Raw genomic sequence first — 16,545 nt, 5'->3', positions numbered from 1 at the left:
CTCACTCCTTGCTCGCCAGATAGACCTTGCCCATCAGAACCGGACGCATGTCCGCGATGACGGCGGGCTCGATGGTGCGGGCCACCACGACGTCGGTGCGTCCCTGAAACTCGTCCCCGTTGACGGGGGATACGGGCAGGTTGACTTCGAAGTCCATCCCATCGAACGACTGAACCAACATCTTTCGATCTCGGAGAAGCTCGTCGAGGCGGTCGGCCGCGTAGCGCCCCTGCGAGGCGTATCTCTCGCGCCGGTCCTCGGGAACGCTGTCGAGGGCCCTCTCAAGTACGCGCAGCAGCTTCCAATACTCGACCGCGAGCCGCGCCATCGTATCTTCGCCGTCCGTCATGATCGCCCCTCGTTCGCGCGCATTGCTTTCCTGCTCGCTCATCGCCGCGTCGCCGGCGGACCGGATGGTCGCCATGACGCCGCGAGAGCGCGTCCCTCGGATTCCAGCGAGTACCGCTTGCCGATCAGCTCGGCATCGACGGCATCCTTGTCGCTCTGCCGATAGCGATAGTCGCTGCAGCGCGTATTGTAGTCGTCGACCGCCGCGCTGAAGCGCTGGCCCTGCACGCCGGCTTGAATCAGGGGCCGGGCGGCCTCGATCCGGACGCGCTGGAAGGCGCAGTAACGGATGTTCGCCCGGGTCAGCGCCAGACCGGTGCCGACCGACGGCATCGTCTCGCCGGTATCGAAGCTTTCGGTCCTTTGTGGAGCCGGGGTAGTCGTCTGAGACGGGGCCGGGGTTTGCGGCCACGTCTGCGTATTGGAAGAGGATGGCGGCCGATACTGGGTCGTCTGGGATCCCGAGTTGCTTCCCCCGTTGGCCAGAATCGCCCAGAGCCCGCCGCCTACGACCACGATGCCCCAGAACCACATGACTCGGGTATTGGCTTTGCGCTTGGCGGCCGCGGCATCCCGAATGGTCCGCACGGCGCTCAGGTTCTCTTCGTCCGTTTCCAGCGTGAGAAGCCTCTCCGCGAGCTGCTCCGTCTCCTTCCACTTTTGCGCCTGCAAATTCTTCGTCAGGTCGTTCTCGACAAGGATCTTGCGGGCCGCGCGCTGGTCTTCCCGGAGCATCGCGAGCATATCCGGCGAGGGCGGCTTATGCATCGCGTGGTCGAGAAGTCCCTGGACGATCCTGTCCGCAGCTTGCGGCGACGACGAGTCGTTGTTCAGCGAAATGGCGATCGAGCGGATCAGGCGCCAAGGTGCATCCGAGAATGGCAATTTGGCGCACGCATCGACCGCGGCTGCGAACTTGTCGAAGATGGACCTCACGCTTCCGACGGACCCGGGGCCGAAACCGCCCTTGAGCAATTCGCCTTCGATCGCGCGGTGCGAATTGTTGGCCTGCTCGCAGGCCTGCAGCAGCGGCGTGAGCAGCTCGTCGGCCAGCTTGTCGTTGCGGAGCTCGGCGAGTTGTTTCGTGTCTTCGGCCATCTGGTCTGCGGCGCGCGGCAGATGGCCGAACACCCCGGACGCGATGGAAACCACCTTTTCCGCGCCTTCAAACTCGCGCTGATCGTTTGAAAGATCGAGAGCAAGCTGCCGGACGGTCCCGTACATCTCCCGAGTCGCGGTGTCCTCGCGCTGGCGGTGCGTTTCGTAGGTTTGGACGGGCCGAACCAGCGCCATCCAGAAGCGCAGTGCCTTGTCGAGTTTGCGGTACGCTGCATCTGGCTTCTGATTCTTGCGGATCTCGTCGCAAGCCGCGACCACGGCCTCGCTGCGTTTGGAGAGCTCGGCTGCCACGGCCTGGCGGAACATCGAGACGTAGACGTCGAGCCTGAAGACCGCCGCACTGTCGCCGCCGGCGACAATCCTCGAGACGAACAGATCGAAGAGTGCTACCGCCTGGTCGCCGAAGCCCAAGGCCTCGATCACCGCTTTGGTCTGCTGGTCGAACAGCTTGGACAGCGCATCGCTGACAGCGTCGCGGTCCACGCGGCCCAATGCGATCTCCTGGCGCACGTCGTTGATGGCGTCGCACACGGCGCCCGGCGCGACGGCGGCCTGAGCCTCGATCAGATCACGGAGGTGATCGAGGCCGAGCGGCCCGGCCGACCCGTAATGGGCGATGACGTTCGATCTCGGGAGGGAGTGGAGGCGCGTCAGACGCTCCTTGATCTCGCCGATCGGCCTTCCGGTGCGGATATCGGACACGATCTGGGTCGCCAGGCTCGGATCGACGTCGAGGAAGCCGCCGACTTCAGCTTCGATCCGGAGCCTCGGCGTCAGGAGCGTCTGCTGCGCGCGCATCAGGACGTCCGGCTCGTCCGCCTCATCCTCGACCGCGTCTTCGTACGCTTCCTTGACCGCCGCGGGCTTGGCGTCGGGCGGCAGTCCGAGGAGGACGAAGGGATTCTTGAGGAGATTGAAGTCGCCTCCCGCGATCGGCCCGCCGCGCCCCTCCGACAGCACGCGTTCGCGATGGGACCGGAACAGGATCGCGTCGCGCGGGGCGAGCCGGATCGCCTCGTCGAAGTCGCGGAGCGCGCGCTCACGGTCGCCTTTCTTTTCCCAGACCAGCGCTCTGAGGCCATACGCGTGACCGTCGTCGGGCGCGAGCTTCAGCGCTCGCTCCAAGTCCACCAGCGCGTCGTCGTATCTCTGACATCGGGCTTTGAGGAGGCCTCGGCGGCGATGGGCCTTGGCGTCACGTGGATTGCGAGAAATAGCAGCTGAAAGCTCGCTGATCTCCGCCTCGAGATCACTTTGGGTCTGCGCATCTGCGCTGCCTGAAGGCATCAGCCCGCTCGGAATACCACTTGCAAGAATTGCTATCCTCAGGTGCCGAGCAAGCCGTTTGCGGCCTTGTCGAGCACCAGCAAATTTATTCTATAGCGCAGCCCTACCAAACCTACATCGCCACTTACTCCTGTGCTTCCTGCATACTGCACGGTCTCGTTGAGTTGAAGCCTGCTGAAGTGAGACATTGGTCTATGATGGGGTAAGGGCAGAAGGACTCGGGCTTCACGCACCCGGGAAAATATCGGTCTGCTCTATCGGCAGTCCGCCACACTGCTCAAACATTTGACGTCGTTCTCGTTTTGTGCAACAAAGCCCTACATCGTCGATTATTTCGCAGAGAAAAGCCCCGCCGTAGGTGGGGTTTTTTGCGTGATCCTATCCGCGCCTCGGCAATTCCGCCGGGGCTTTTTTTTTGGAGGAGCCATGAGCAACCGCCTTTCTACGACCCTAACACCGCACGGCCATACGTCGGCTTCCGGTTGTCAGCGCACCAACTGGCCGCGCTGGATGACGCACGCCTGAGCCTAGGTCAGGGCAGGTCGAAGTTCGTGAGGCAGGCCATCGAGGAGCGTCTGCAACGTCTCTAAGCCGCTGCGAAGTAACTAGCACCATAAAGCGAGAGTCCCAGCGTTGGAGCGCCGGGGCTGAGAGAGAGATTCACTCTAGATATGACAGTCACAATATGAAGCGTCCGTTCAAAAAAAACAAGCAAGACAATCCGGCTTTCAAGTCGCCGGATGGAGACCTCATTCAGATCAATCGAGGCGGCAATAAGATGCAGTTCATCCGAGATTTATGCCGGAATGAAAAGATCACCCACGTTCAATTTCGAATGCTGGTGCCCTTGGTCGACATGTCGAATGAAGGCACGCACGAGGACTCAGAACTGTGGGGAAAGGCCTGGATGAAGGTCGAGACGCTGGCAAAAGAATCCGGCTGTTCTGAGAGGGCGGTGCAGAACAACATGCCTTTGCTTGAAGCCGCCGGCATCGTGAAGGTGAGGCGCGACTTGACGGATGATGGCCGGCCGAAGGGAGGTCGGTCCAATGTCAATGAATACTGGCTGCCCGGCTGGAACAAGTTTGGCGCGGTGGATGAGTCGGAAAATGGTGAGCGCGGTGCACCCTCTGGTAAATCGGAAAGGGTGCAGCCGGCTCCGGAAACGGTGCAGTCAGCTCCGGAAACGGTGCAGCCGGCACCGGAAAAGGGTGCGCCCGCTGCACACGACTCTGCTGATGCACCCTTCTCAAAGACCCCACCGAAAGACACGCCTCAAGCTGCGGCCGCGTCCGGCGAGCGCGGGCCTGTTGGTTCGCTTGATGATGATCGTCAGTCCAAGCCAGCGACCGAGGATGCCAAGATCGAGCCATGGCCGGATGATATCAACGTCATGGTGGACAAATTCCTGTCGTACTACCCGAAGGGAGGCGACCGTACCAAAATCGCCCAAGCCTTAGAGGAGATCCGGCGGGAAGGAAAAACTGAGTTTCGGGACATACTGAGGGGAGCGAGCAACTACAAACGCGAGAATGCCAGCACCGATCCACAGTGGATCAAGAACCCGGAAAACTTCCTGAGAAATCGACTCTGGACTGGCTTCCAGCACGACAACCGACGCCGACCAGAGATGGCGATGGCGATCTAGCTTCAGCTTAGCGACCGGCAGCAGCACAACGGCACTCTGCCGGTCCCTTCGTGGTCCCTCAGCCGGTGCCGCCGCCGGCTCCCTATCCCCGTCATCTCCGTGCTGGGTCGCCAGAGCGCGTCACCGGCCGAAGGCGTTTGTGATGATGACTTCACTTGACCAGCCCACCGGCCGCGTCACCTTTTCCCGGCGTTCAGGGAAACTCGCTGGCCACCACATCACCATCCGCGAGGCTGATGACCGGCATGGCCGAAGCCACTCTGTCAGATGGATCGACCCTGCCGGCTTCTAGTATGCCTCTCCTATCCACGGCTCGGTACCTGCCCAGTGAAGGTGCGAACCCTTCCGCCGTTGTCGAGATGCGTCACGCGGATCTAACTGATGCCTTCGCCGCATCGGCAGGGTGGGCGCACTCCCAAAACTCGACGTTCGGGAAGACCAAACAAAGGGACCGGTTTCTGAGTGGCGACCACCACCGCAGAGCCGTGACCAGACGTAGCGGGTAACGATCGCTGGTGCATTTTTCTAGAGGGAGGTACCGCGTAGCTCTCGCTGGGGAAGCGCGCTGTACGGAGCCGCTGTACCCGACTGCCGTCGGAGTATGAAAACGTCCGTCGTCTCGCGGATTACACGGTCCATAAAAGACGCAATTACTTATCGACAGAATCGGAAAACACAACCTAAAATTCGTTGACGTCCAGGCCATATGGGAGTACTAAATCCAACAGAATGCCATACGATTAAACGCTGGGTTTGATCCTAGCATTTGCCAGAAGGGCCCCCCAGCGGGCCCTTTGTCATATCTGCCAACACCCGTCGTCGCCTTCGCTGGCGCGGCGGGTTTTTCTTTGGAGAACACCATGAAGAAAACCGACCCGTTCGCCCCGGACGAGCTTGTATGCTCGCCGATGGTGCACGTTGCCCTGAAGCTGCCCAAGATTCTGCTCGAGAAAATCGATGCCGCCGCCCGGCAAGACGATCCGTCATGCGCGAACCGAAGTTCGAAGATGCGCCGATATCTGATCGCCGGCCTTCGCCGCGAACATGAGGCAGCCTGAAATGACCACCGACCCAATTGAGGACGCCGTCGTCTCTGCCGCACGCGCCAAGGGCTACGCGATCAACTCCACGACCATGGCGACGGTCGCGATTGACCTCGCCGGAAGCAAGTTGGACGGTGACCTCATCACGATCCCCGGCAAGGGCTCGCTGTCCGTCCAGGACTATGTTCGCGACTTGCGTGACCGTGCACCTTCCGGGTTCAGCCGACTGCAACAGCCAGACAAACAGGTCGCCGAACGGACCGTCGCGGAGCTTCGCCGGAAGCGACCGCTCGACGCCGCCTGGCATGACCGCCGCGCCAAAGTCTCTGGCGTCACCGCACAACATATGGACGAAATCGCGAGGAGCCGCGCATGACCTATCGAAGACTACGAAGTGCAGTTGCCACCAGGGAAGCCATCGAAGCGATTCCGCCCGATGCGCGGGAGCAACGGGCTCAGCATCTCGTGGCCCGCGAACGAGGCCAGCGACTTGCCGCCGCTCAGGCCGCCGTGGCAGCCGCGCTTGAGGCGCATGAGCGAGCCCTGGCCAGTGTGCCGGCGGCCGAGGCCGATCTCAAGGCCGCCCGCGCAAAGTTCGACGCAGTCGAAAGGGAGGTAGCAGCGGCGACGCCGGCTGCTTAGATGTTCGGAACCGCGGTTTCAGCTTTTCCCTGAGTCCTGCGGTCCATTGGAGGCGTGGTGGATGATTGATGCTCGAATAGCCCTGATCATGGCGTTCGCGGCTCTCTCCGCCACGCCTCCATCCCTCTGGCTGGCTAAGGCTGATAGCTCCTATACAACGCCGACCCGCGATGGCCGTGAACGCATCCAGCGCACGGGGGCTTGCCCGACCGGGTACGTCGGCCTGGGCAACAAGTGCGAGGCGCTCCACCAGGACACACCGCGGGCCTACCCAAAGATCAAGGGAGCTCCCTGTCCGGCTGCCACATTCGCCAGCGGGGACTACTGCAAAGCGCTCCGATGATCCTACGCCGCGCGGTCTAGGATGTTCTTGACCGTCGTCGGATGCCAATCACCGCCGTTCGCGGTGTGAATCCCTTTGGCGTTGAGCGCTTCCGCGATCTCGCGCAAGGTCTTTGCGCCAGCCTTCCGAATTGCCTCGATGTTCGGAAGGATGTTCACAGCGAACCGGTCCGCTTCCTCCTTCTTCGCAGCCATCGCGGCCACGCGGGCCTCTGCCAGCTTGGGGCCGCCAAGCTTGGCTCCGCCCGCCTTCTTCGCCTGCAAGGCCTCACGGGTCCGCATAGCGATCATGTTGCGCTCTTTTTCCGCGAGGGCGGCGTAGACGTGTAGCATGAATGGGTCGACGTCCTTCCCCAGTTCAGCGACCACGAACGAGACCCGCTGAGCCATCAGGCCGCTCACAAAGGCAACGTCGCGTGACAGCCGGCACAGCTTCGCGACGCAGACCATCGCCTTGGCGCGCCGTGCATCACGCAGGGCAGCCGCAAGCTGCGGACGGCGCTCAAGAGCGTCATGACCCTTGCCGGTCTCTGTCTCTTCACGCCAGCCGATAATCTCGAATCCTTCGGCGTCAGCAAAGCGCTGGATCGCCGCGACCTGTGCCGCCTTGCCGAGACCGCTCTTGGCCTGCTTACCGGTGCTCACGCGAACGTAACCGATCAGGGGGGCTTTTGCGGGGGCTTCGGTCATCTCAGTGCCTCAAATATAAGTTCAAATCGAACGTATTGATCTTATACAGGGGGGTCGCACCTGATCGCAAGCGGCGTTTTCGTGGCGGCTGCGTCGCCTGCGTCCTCTGGCCTTGAGCGAATGAAATGTGAACCAAGAGGCGCCGCTGGCGGCCCTAGTTCAGGCGGCGGAGCCTCCTGATGATCACCCGCAAGTCCTCTGCATACTCATGGATCGTTCGCAGCATCTCTTCCGAGGGCGCAGGCTCTTGCGTCGGCAGTGCTCCGGTCTGGACTGGTTGAGGTTGGCGCTCCGACGGGTTGCACAGCCACGTTGATCTAGGTCAACGAATCAGGACGGCAGGACGCCGCCACCGCCTGCATCATCGGTCTCAGCATCATCCTGTTGCCACCGGCAGCGAAGGTTTCCTAGCGGTCGCGAGCGCGGGAGGGGTGAAGCCGTGATTTTTTATGCGGCATGGGACTCGGGTGAGAGGCGCCAGCTCCGCAGCCACCAACAAAAAGCGGACTTCCGACCCCCGCCCTTTGCGATGTACCCCACTCGGTTCGGGAGGTTCACGCATCATCATGACCCCACCCCCCGAAATAATCGGGCGTCACCATTTTCCGCGCCGTATGAGCGCATTTTCCAAAAGGCGGCTTAAGCCGTCACGGTCCGCGCGCCAGCCGCGCCAACAAGAAGAGAAACATGTCAGAGATCATCAGCGTCCACGCATCATTGACGGCGACCGACAGCGCGAGCCCCGTCATCGCCGGACTCCTCCGGAACGTTCGTAAGCTTGAGGCCGCAGTTAAGTCCATCAACGGCATCTCAGCATCCAAGCTGCTTCCCGACAGTGTCTCAGCCGGCCTCCAGAAGATCACCGACGACGCTCGGAAGGCCGCTGCGACCTATCGCACTGAATGGAAGTCGGCCTACGCAGACAGCCTGCGTGACGCGCGGGCATTCCATCGTGAGCTGGACCGCCTCGACCGGCAGACCTCCCGGCAGGCTGAGCAACGCACCGTTGGTCGTGGTGTCAGCTCCGGCGGTCGGGGCGCGCTGCCCCGTGGCACGTCGCCAACCACCGCGCTCATAGCGGGGGGCATCACCATTTCAGGCGTCGCATCTGCCTTTAAGAAACGGATGGAAGCCGACGTCGCCGAGACCAAGGCCCAAATCTTCGGCGGGCTGTCGCAGGCTGAGGTGAAGCGGCTGCGTGGTGACTGGTCTGACCAAGTCGCGATCAAGTTCGGCGAGTCCGCAGCCGCGGTGCTGGACAGCTACACCGAGGCGCTCAAGCAAGGCTTCGATCCCACGGCAGCAAAAAAGGTCACAGAGAACGCCTTGGAAGCGTCATCGGCGCTCGAAATGAACATCGGCGGACTGATGAAGTTGGCCGGTAAGACCGCAACCGCTCTCTATGGCAACGTCCGCAACGCCGATCCTGCCCGCGTGGCGCGAATGATGACCTCGGTCGCTGTGGCCGCCGCTGCGACCGCCGCTGACCCGAACGAAGTGGTGGAAGCGAACAAGCGCGCTCTGTCCGCCTTGAGCACCACAAAAATCAAGGAAACCGACCTGTCCGCGTTCACGTCGGTCGGCATCTCGGCAGGCCTGCAAAGCAACAAGGCCGGAACGTTCCTAGGCTTCCTGACCTCCGAATTTGCAAACGCCGGCAACGCTCGCGGGCAGCGCGGGAAAGATTTGGATCAGGCTGCGCGGATGATCGGGTACGGCGGCCGAGCGCAGATGGCTCAGAGCATGGCATCTGCACCCACCGAGTTCATGTTGAGCATGTTCGAGAAGATGCGGAACATGACCGAGCAGACCCGCGCGAAGTTTGCAAACTTGGCCGGCATGCGCGAGTGGCGCGATGAACTGGTCCAGATGGCAAAGGCCGGCGTTCAAATCCGGGAGACGCTGAAGGAGATCGACGAAAAGAGCAACGCGGCGTCCGCGTTCTCAGCGACGAAATTGAACTCGCTTCAGAAGCGCTGGGACCGCATCAAGGCCATGTTCGGGCTCGCATGGGAGAAATTCGGGAGCGGCTTTGAGCAGAGCTTCATAGAGGTCTCCGATTGGTTCGATCGACATACCGGCATCTTCACCTCCAGCAAGATCGCGGAAAAGTCCAGAGACCTTGTCGATCGGCTGAAGAAGGCCTTTGGCGTCGCCAACATGGGCGACGCACTCGACAAGATCGCCGCGAAACTGTCGTTCGTAGACGTGGACAAGATCATCGGCTTCGTGTCGGGCTTCGCGGGCGGGCTCAGGTCTGTCTTCGATACCATCACCACGCTGCTGAAGGGCGTGGCCACCGCGATGGGCAAGGACGGCAACAGCGCTGAAGTCCTGGGGAGGCTGACCGGGCAGATTGTTGCCTTGTCCGTCGCGCTCGGAACACTCGCCCCGGTCATGGCCGTGTTCGCCGGCTTGGTGGGCATCATCCGCCGCATCGCGGGCCTGCTCGGTGGTCGGGCTTTACTCGGTGCCGCCAGCGCCAACCCTGTTGGCACCGCTGCTGCCCTCGCGTGGCTCCTCGCGGAGAACAACGACACCGGCTTATCGGATGCCGCAAAGAAACGACCGGGCGAGACGACAAGCCAATGGCGAGAGCGTCAACGCCAGCACAGGAAAGACCTGTACCAAAAGCAGAGTGGCGATGGTTTCAACCCCGCGGACGTTCACCCGATGAGCTTCATCGGGAACAAGCTGGACAATCTCGGTGGGAAGATCGAACGCGCCTCGTTCATGAGCACTGACTTCAGCTCCCGCGGTCGCACCTACAGCGGCGGAGGACTGAGCGGCAGCACGGCGATCGGCGCCAACATGAACCGGATCGTCAGCGGCGTCGGCACTCCCGATGCTCTGTGGAAGAACGTAACACCGGGCGGCACCCTTCCGAACTTCGGTGTTGGCTCTGGCGGCATCATCAAGCGCAGCAACATCCCTTCCTTCAACGGCGGAGGTGGCAGCGTTGACGAAATGAGCAGGTCGGCCTTCGATAAGAAGTTCGCCGGCACTCCTCTCGCAGGCAAGTACGATCAGATCGTGGCGGCAGCCACAGCCAACGGCATCTCGCCTGCGCTGCTGGCGGGCGTGATCGCACACGAAACCGGCAACGGTCATGTGCTGTCGGGGAACAACGTGGCCGGCCTGATGGACCCCGCAACCGGTATGGCGAAGAAGATGCAATTCGCCAGCCTCGATGGGGGGATCAGCCGGGCGGGCCAAGTGGTCGCGAAGAACTACCGTCTGGCCGGTGGAGACCTCGACAAGATGGGAGAGCGCTATGCACCGGTCGGTGCCGCGAATGATCCACGTAGGTTGAACGGTGGCTGGCCCGCCGGCGTGCGCAAGCAGATGAGCGCGCTGTCCGGCGGTGGATCAGCCGGCAGCGGCGATGCTGTGGCGTGGGCCGAAAAGTACAAGGGCATGAACGAATATACCGACAACCATGTGTTGGCGGCAGCCCTTGGCGGCGACGTGCGCGGCAAGTCGAATGCTTGGTGTGCTCGCTTCGTCAACAAGGCGTTGGACGCGGCCGGAGGTAAGGGCTCGGGCAGCGCGGTGGCGAACAGCTTCCAGAAGTGGGGCTCCGCGATCAAACCGCCCGACGTCATGCGCAATGACGTTCTGCTCCAGACGGGCGGTAAAGGCTACATGCAGACCGGTGGTCATGTTGGCTTCGCGACCGGAGAGACGCGCATGGTCAACGGCCGGCTGCAAATCAAGATGCTGGCCGGCAACGACGACGACTCCGTGCGAGAGCACTGGATCGACGCGGACAGGAACTTGATGGTTCGCCGCGGCAATCCCATCGGTCAGGTCCCCGCGCAGGCCGACACGATCAGGAACGTACCTGCTGCTCCGCAGTCCGGCGTCCCGATGAGGGGCGACTTCGGCGGCGGTGGCCGCGGCTCTGTCGCGATCCACATCAACGGCAACAGCCACGATCCGGAAGCCCTCGCCACGTTGGTCCAGCGCCGCGTCGACGAGTCTATGAACTGGCGCGCTCACGACAGCGAGTCAGAGTACACGTAAGCATTAGCCGGCCTTCGCGGGCCGGCTTCTCGTTTGCTCGACTGCAAAAATGCAAGAGCCTTGAAAGCAAACGCGGACTTCTTCACATTCATCTCGCGTACCGAAACCGACACGCTGGTGTTTCCATCCTATCGGCTTCAACCGCACCCACTCAGTCGGTATAAGCGGAACATGGCTAAAAGTGGTAAGAGAGCTCTCAAGCCAGCAAACGATGACTTACGCAACATTTCGCCAACGTCACCGCTTCGGCTTGAGGTCGCTGCAAGGTTGGCGTTTCCCGATGGGTCGATAACGATACGCGGGCTGCGCCGACAAATTGCCCGTGGCCGCCTCGCCTACGAAGTCATCGCCGGAAAACAATACACCACGCTTGCTGATATCGACGAAATGAGAAAGCGGTGTCGCATCGAGGCTAAGGTCCGCGCGCCGTCTGTGTCATGCGTGACGGTGAGAGGTGTGACAGTGGCAGGCTGGTCTCCTCGGGAAGTGTTGCGGGCGAGACTCGAGCGAAGCCTCAAAACAAAACCGAAGAGTTCCTCGCCGAAATCTCACGGGAAAGCATGATCCTGATCGTCGAGCCTCATCGACACGCAGGCGCTCCACTCGCAGTAGGACCTGACGGTCCCGCGCGATCATCCATCGTGGGATCCGTTTGAGGGTGCGGGAAGCGTAACTGGTGGAATGGCATTAATCACGCGGGCCATAGCGAACACCGACACGTCGCCATAGTCCTCGCCAGATGTTCGGGCCGCGTGGCCCTGAATGGCATCGACGACTCGTGGATCGAATCCAAGGTTACGACTGACTGACTTGAGGCGGTGCCGCCATGCGTGGTTCGGCTGGACCCGTTCGTCGGTTACCACTGCCCGAACAAAATCAAGAACACGTTTGTAGCTGCTTCTCGCGAACAGCGGGCCGTCTCCCGAGTTAGCGACGAAGCGCAACAACCCCAATTCGATCAGGTGTGGGTGAACAGGGACCAGCCGGTAAGTGCCTGTTTTGATGCTCCCGGCAAGTGGATTGAGATCAAAAACATGGTGGCCTGACTCGGTGCGAATATCCTCTTTCCGAAGCTGTAGAGCCTCCGCAATACGGCAGCCGGTGTAGCAGGCGATCAGCGGAGCCCACCGCTTGGCGGCGGCAGTCATCGGGTCCTCTTTCGGCTTCTGCACGTATGAACGGCAGGCCTCGAGGATCGAGCCGGCTTCCTGATCTGTAAAGCCCTTCGGACGGGTCCGGATTTTCTTCTCTGTCTTGACCTTGACTGCGTCGGCCGGATTTTTCGTCAGCCTCCGATTGTCTACGGCCCAGCCGAAAATGGATTTGATCCCCGGCAGATCGCCATCCTTCAAGGTCTTGGCGGTCACGACCTTCAGACGGGCATCCTTGAATGCAAGCATGTCCTGCTCGGTCACGCGGTTGGCATCGTCATGACCAAGATGCTTGACCAGTCGATCAACGGCGCCCTTGTAAGTGTCATAGGTGGTCCGACTCCGGCCAGTTGCTTTGGCTTCAGCCCACCACAGGTCGAGCAGGCCGGTGATCGTCTGCCGCGGCTTGATCGCTGCTACGCTTTCGATCGCCGGGAAGCGTTGCGCCTTCGGATCAGGGCTGTAGTCACCCTCCGCATTGCGCCGTAGCTGCCAGCCCGCATCGAGGCTGGCCGTTCCGACAAAGCGCAGGAAGCGTCGCCGATCACTTGGGTTTAGGTGGATGCGCTGTCGGATCAGAACCCAATCCGCGAGAAGCCCGAACCGATCTTCGAGCACGTCATACTGATCGGCCGGGAAGGCGTTGACAGCCGCAGTCAGATCACCAGTCCCAAACAGCTCCGTCGCGGTGCTCGCCTCGTTCGGCATCAAGGCTGCCGGCGGTGGACTCTTGATGCGACCCTCAAGCGCCGCGCGACTGAGCGCCTTGTGATACATCCATGCGTCCGGTTCGCCGGGGTTGTCGCGGTGGATTTCCTGATACAGCCGGTACGTCTCGCCGCTCAGCGCGACCATGTCCTTGTGACTGAGGCTGATCGGAGCCGCTTCGGTCAGATCAAACAACCGGCGAAGATGATCTAGAGCGTTGGCCTGTCGCGCCTCGGCAATGGTCCTGTCGTTCGTCCCGAGGCTAAACGCTACGTCGTTTCCGATCGTCACCGTCCGGACGAATGGATAGTCGTCTGGTGTGCTGATGCTAAGCAACACGCGCTTGCCGCGTAGTCGATCGACGATCTTGGTGGGAACACGAATTCGGAATTGGGGAACGGTCGAACCGGCACGCTTGGACATTGCAAACTTCAGAGAAACCATGGTCTGTGTGGCACTTTCGTGTGGCACTCAGGACCGAATTTCCAAGAAAATCAATGCATCCAATAGGATGGATGGTGCTGCCAGACAGGATTGAACTGTCGACCTCTCCATTACCAATGGAGTGCTCTACCACTGAGCTACGGCAGCATGTGCTGGTGAAGAATCGGGCGCCCGAGGGGCGCTACCAAGCGGGCCGATATCTGCCACAAGCCCCCCTCCTGTGCAAGCTTGCTAGGCCCGTCAAACCGAGAAAATCGGGCCGATATCGCGGCCAAAATGCCCATTTTGACGCAAAATCACCGACTTCCCGCCGAATCGGGCCCCGATATCCCCCGCCAACTGGCCAGTTGCCCCAGGCCTCGGATTCGATCCATTTCGCGTTTCGCACGAATGGATCGCGCTCGCCTCTTGAGCTGTCGCCATTCGGTGGCATCCTGCCGCCGATCGATGTGATGGACCCGTGATGGCTAACGAGACCGACAAGAGCACGAACGAGGCGAGGACGTCCCGGGATGACCGCCTGAAATCGGCGCTGCGCGAAAACCTGAAGCGGCGGAAGCTGCAGGCGCGCGAACGCGCCGCAAGCACGGACCCCTCGCAGAACGACGATGGTTCCCTAAATGAGGGGGCCGCCGGGAAAGCCGGCACTTAAGAATTTGGAATGAGTGAGCATGACGATGGGGCAGAACGGACAGCAACCAACCGGTGATGAGGCGCTGATGTCGCGCTTCACCCGCCCCGAGCAGACCTTTCCGACGCTGACGCCGGCCGAGATCGAGCGGATCAGGCATTTCGGCGAGGTCCGCAGCTATGCGGACGGTGAGTTCCTGTTCGAGACCGGCAAGCCCGGGCCCGGCATGTTCGTCGTGCTGAAGGGCCATGTCGCCATCACCCAGCGCGATGGCCTCGGCCACGTCACCCCTGTGATCGACCAGGGGCCGGGGCAATTTCTGGCCGAGCTCAGCCAGCTCTCGGGCCAGCCGGCGCTGGTCGACGGCCGCGCCGAGGGTGATGTCGAGACGCTGCTGTTGCCGCCGGACCGGCTGCGCGCGCTGCTGGTCGCCGAGGCTGATCTCGGCGAGCGCATCATGCGCGCGCTGATCCTGCGCCGGGTCAATCTGATCCAGGGCGGCATCGGCGGCCCCGTGCTGATCGGGCCGTCGAACTCCGCCGGCGTGGTGCGGTTGCAGGGCTTTCTCACTCGCAACGGTCAGCCGCATCATCTGCTCGATCCCGATCGTGATTCCGACGCGGCCGAATTGATCGCGCGCTATTCGCCCAAACCCGAAGACTGGCCGCTGGTCGTCGCCGCAAGCGGTGCGGTGCTACGCAACCCCAGCGAGACCGAGCTTGCCCGCGCCATCGGTATGATCGGCGGCGCCAAGGACGGCCGCATCTACGACGTTGCGGTCGTCGGCTGCGGGCCGGCCGGGCTTGCCACCGCCGTGTATGCGGCGTCCGAAGGGTTGTCCGTCGCGGTGCTCGACATCCGCGCCTTCGGCGGCCAGGCCGGCGCCAGCGCGCGCATCGAAAATTATCTGGGCTTTCCGACCGGCATCTCGGGCCAGGCCCTGACAGCGCGCGCTTTCACCCAGGCGCAGAAATTCGGCGCCGACATCATGATTCCCGTGACGGTGAAGTCGCTCGATTGCACGCGCAAGGACGGCGCATTCGCGGTGGCGCTCGACGGCTGCGATCCCCTGCGCTCGCGCGCGGTGGTGGTTGCGAGCGGCGCGCGCTATCGCCGGCCGGAGATCGCGAACCTCGACAAGTTCGAAGGGCGCGGCGTCTGGTATTGGGCCTCGCCGGTCGAGGCGCGGCTGTGTGCCGGCGAGGAGGTGGCGCTGGTCGGCGCCGGCAATTCGGCAGGCCAGGCGGCCGTGTTCCTGTCGGGGCACGCCAAGAAAGTCTTGATGATCATCCGCGGCGGTGGCTTAGGGGCCAGCATGTCGCGCTATCTCATCGAGCGCATCGAAGCGACGCCGAACATCGAGTTGATGTTCAACACCGAGATCACCGCGCTGGAGGGCGACGAGGCCGCGCTGCTGCGGCGCATCCGCTGGAAGAGCCGGCTGTCCGATGACGAGGATTCTGCCGACATCCGCAATCTGTTTCTGTTCGTCGGCGCCGATCCCGCCACCGCCTGGCTCGACGGCTGCGGCGTGACGCTCGATCGCGGCGGCTTCGTCGTCACGGGCGCGCAGTCCGAGCAGAACCAGGGCAAGCTGGTGGCGCCGCTGGAGACCTCCGTGCCCGGCGTCTATGCCGTCGGTGACGTCCGCTCCGGCTCGGTCAAGCGCGTCGGCGGCGCCATCGGCGAGGGCGCCCAGGTGGTGGCCTCCCTGCACGGCTATCTCGGCGACGCCGCAAAACCGGCGCTTTAGTCAAGGACAAGACAAGCGAATGGCAAGTCGAATGAGGCTTGCCATCGTGCCGCGTCCTGCGGACTATCGCGGCACCCGCGAGGCGTATCGCCCGCGGAACGAACAAGAGATCAATCGGGAGGACTAAATGGCTGAAGTCGTCGTGCTCTACAAGACACCCAAGGATGCTGCGGCTTTCGACAAGTACTACGCCGAGACGCACATTCCGCTCGCCAAGAAACTTCCCGGCCTGAAGAAATACGCCGTCAGCAAGGGACCGGTCGCATCTCCCGCAGGTCCTTCCGGAATCCATCTCGTTGCCATTCTCACCTTCGACAGCGTGGGCGACATCCAGGCGGCCTTCGGCAGTCCGGAAGGCAAGGCCACCGGCGCCGACGTGCCGAAATTCGCCAGCGGAGGTGCCGATCTCTTGATCTTCGACACCAAGGAAGTGTGAGACTCGATTCGACTTTCGTTGAAGATCTCGTAGCCCGGATGGAGCGAAGCGTAATCCGGGACCTGCTTTCCTGTGGCACGATTCCCGGATTACGCTGCGCTCCATCCGGGCTACAAAATTCGCGCTACGAACCACAAACTGCCGCCGCTTGTGACAGCGGTGCAAAAAATTCAGCCATGCGTTTGTCGATTCGCACGATGACGCATGGCTTCGCACATGCATGTGACGACAACGCAGGTGGCAATCCCATGAGGGTCGTAATACTACTCTCCTGAAT

At 62.0% G+C, this 16,545-nt stretch carries 13 protein-coding genes and 1 tRNA gene; 9 read left to right on the top strand and 5 right to left on the bottom strand.

The genetic code is table 11. The annotated features are described in order from the left end of the window. Nucleotide 1 precedes the first annotated feature (1 nt). Together GGD66_RS24925 and GGD66_RS24920 are read right to left on the bottom strand one after the other, a co-directional pair. Nucleotides 2-391, bottom strand: coding sequence for a hypothetical protein (locus tag GGD66_RS24925; protein ID WP_183259272.1), 390 nt, complete (start codon nt 389-391; stop codon nt 2-4). Further along, nucleotides 388-2,754, bottom strand: a complete 2,367-nt coding sequence (locus tag GGD66_RS24920; protein WP_183259271.1) for a tetratricopeptide repeat protein — start codon at nt 2,752-2,754, stop codon at nt 388-390. The genes GGD66_RS24925 and GGD66_RS24920 overlap by 4 nt, the downstream gene beginning before the upstream one ends. Nucleotides 2,755-3,056: 302 nt before the next feature. Between GGD66_RS24920 and GGD66_RS42445 the strand changes: the two genes are divergently transcribed. From GGD66_RS42445 to GGD66_RS24895, 5 genes are all read left to right on the top strand, one after another. After that, a complete protein-coding gene (locus GGD66_RS42445; RefSeq protein WP_409362381.1) occupies nt 3,057-3,344 on the top strand; it encodes a ribbon-helix-helix protein, CopG family in 288 nt (95 codons plus the stop codon). A gap of 95 nt (nt 3,345-3,439) precedes the next feature. Beyond that, nucleotides 3,440-4,402, top strand: a complete 963-nt coding sequence (locus GGD66_RS24910) for a hypothetical protein (RefSeq protein WP_183259269.1) — start codon at nt 3,440-3,442, stop codon at nt 4,400-4,402. Nucleotides 4,403-5,262: 860 nt separating this feature from the next. Next, nucleotides 5,263-5,460, top strand: a complete 198-nt coding sequence (locus GGD66_RS24905; protein WP_183259268.1) for a hypothetical protein — start codon at nt 5,263-5,265, stop codon at nt 5,458-5,460. 1 nt (nt 5,461) lies between these two features. Further along, nucleotides 5,462-5,821, top strand: a complete 360-nt coding sequence (locus GGD66_RS24900) for a hypothetical protein (protein ID WP_183259267.1) — start codon at nt 5,462-5,464, stop codon at nt 5,819-5,821. After that, complete coding sequence (locus GGD66_RS24895; RefSeq protein WP_183259266.1) at nt 5,818-6,087, top strand: hypothetical protein; 270 nt, start codon at nt 5,818-5,820, stop codon at nt 6,085-6,087. Before GGD66_RS24900 ends, GGD66_RS24895 begins: the two co-directional genes overlap by 4 nt. Nucleotides 6,088-6,432: 345 nt before the next feature. Here the strand turns inward: GGD66_RS24895 and GGD66_RS24890 are convergent, their stop codons facing one another. Beyond that, the gene (locus GGD66_RS24890) at nt 6,433-7,119 is read right to left on the bottom strand and encodes a recombinase family protein (RefSeq protein ID WP_183259265.1); all 687 of its coding nucleotides are present in this window, start codon (nt 7,117-7,119) and stop codon (nt 6,433-6,435) included. Nucleotides 7,120-7,806: 687 nt separating this feature from the next. Between GGD66_RS24890 and GGD66_RS24885 the strand changes: the two genes are divergently transcribed. Further along, a complete protein-coding gene (locus tag GGD66_RS24885; RefSeq protein WP_183259264.1) occupies nt 7,807-11,145 on the top strand; it encodes a phage tail tape measure protein in 3,339 nt (1,112 codons plus the stop codon). Between the two features lie 632 nt (nt 11,146-11,777). On the opposite strand, the gene GGD66_RS24880 is transcribed toward GGD66_RS24885, so the two are convergent. Continuing rightward, nucleotides 11,778-13,427, bottom strand: a complete 1,650-nt coding sequence (locus GGD66_RS24880) for a tyrosine-type recombinase/integrase (protein ID WP_183259263.1) — start codon at nt 13,425-13,427, stop codon at nt 11,778-11,780. Nucleotides 13,428-13,520: 93 nt separating this feature from the next. Then, nucleotides 13,521-13,595: transfer RNA gene (locus GGD66_RS24875), tRNA-Thr, on the bottom strand. Nucleotides 13,596-13,911: 316 nt separating this feature from the next. On the opposite strand from GGD66_RS24875, the gene GGD66_RS24870 reads away from it, so the two are divergent. From GGD66_RS24870 to GGD66_RS24860, 3 genes are all read left to right on the top strand, one after another. Further along, a complete protein-coding gene (locus GGD66_RS24870; protein ID WP_092254059.1) occupies nt 13,912-14,100 on the top strand; it encodes a hypothetical protein in 189 nt (62 codons plus the stop codon). A 25-nt stretch (nt 14,101-14,125) separates the two neighbouring features. Then, nucleotides 14,126-15,832, top strand: coding sequence for a cyclic nucleotide-binding domain-containing thioredoxin-disulfide reductase (locus tag GGD66_RS24865; RefSeq protein ID WP_092254865.1), 1,707 nt, complete (start codon nt 14,126-14,128; stop codon nt 15,830-15,832). A 127-nt stretch (nt 15,833-15,959) separates the two neighbouring features. Beyond that, nucleotides 15,960-16,268 carry an EthD family reductase gene (locus tag GGD66_RS24860; protein ID WP_026202518.1) on the top strand — a complete coding sequence of 103 codons (309 nt, stop codon included), beginning with the start codon at nt 15,960-15,962 and terminating at the stop codon, nt 16,266-16,268. The last annotated feature ends 277 nt before the right edge of the window (nt 16,269-16,545 follow it).

The organism is Bradyrhizobium sp. CIR48, from assembly GCF_014198315.1.
GTDB lineage: Bacteria > Pseudomonadota > Alphaproteobacteria > Rhizobiales > Xanthobacteraceae > Bradyrhizobium.
Note: the sequence above shows the minus strand (reverse complement) of the source record. Positions and strands in the feature narration are given on the sequence as shown.

What these genes read in the sequence shown, in the direction of transcription:
- GGD66_RS24925 (WP_183259272.1), bottom strand. Translation starts at nt 391, where the DNA reads ATGAGCGAGCAGGAAAGCAATGCGCGCGAACGAGGGGCGATCATGACG.
- GGD66_RS24920 (WP_183259271.1), bottom strand. Translation starts at nt 2,754, where the DNA reads ATGCCTTCAGGCAGCGCAGATGCGCAGACCCAAAGTGATCTCGAGGCG.
- GGD66_RS24910 (WP_183259269.1), top strand. Translation starts at nt 3,440, where the DNA reads ATGAAGCGTCCGTTCAAAAAAAACAAGCAAGACAATCCGGCTTTCAAG.
- GGD66_RS24905 (WP_183259268.1), top strand. Translation starts at nt 5,263, where the DNA reads ATGAAGAAAACCGACCCGTTCGCCCCGGACGAGCTTGTATGCTCGCCG.
- GGD66_RS24900 (WP_183259267.1), top strand. Translation starts at nt 5,462, where the DNA reads ATGACCACCGACCCAATTGAGGACGCCGTCGTCTCTGCCGCACGCGCC.
- GGD66_RS24895 (WP_183259266.1), top strand. Translation starts at nt 5,818, where the DNA reads ATGACCTATCGAAGACTACGAAGTGCAGTTGCCACCAGGGAAGCCATC.
- GGD66_RS24890 (WP_183259265.1), bottom strand. Translation starts at nt 7,119, where the DNA reads ATGACCGAAGCCCCCGCAAAAGCCCCCCTGATCGGTTACGTTCGCGTG.
- GGD66_RS24885 (WP_183259264.1), top strand. Translation starts at nt 7,807, where the DNA reads ATGTCAGAGATCATCAGCGTCCACGCATCATTGACGGCGACCGACAGC.
- GGD66_RS24880 (WP_183259263.1), bottom strand. Translation starts at nt 13,427, where the DNA reads ATGTCCAAGCGTGCCGGTTCGACCGTTCCCCAATTCCGAATTCGTGTT.
- GGD66_RS24870 (WP_092254059.1), top strand. Translation starts at nt 13,912, where the DNA reads ATGGCTAACGAGACCGACAAGAGCACGAACGAGGCGAGGACGTCCCGG.
- GGD66_RS24865 (WP_092254865.1), top strand. Translation starts at nt 14,126, where the DNA reads ATGGGGCAGAACGGACAGCAACCAACCGGTGATGAGGCGCTGATGTCG.
- GGD66_RS24860 (WP_026202518.1), top strand. Translation starts at nt 15,960, where the DNA reads ATGGCTGAAGTCGTCGTGCTCTACAAGACACCCAAGGATGCTGCGGCT.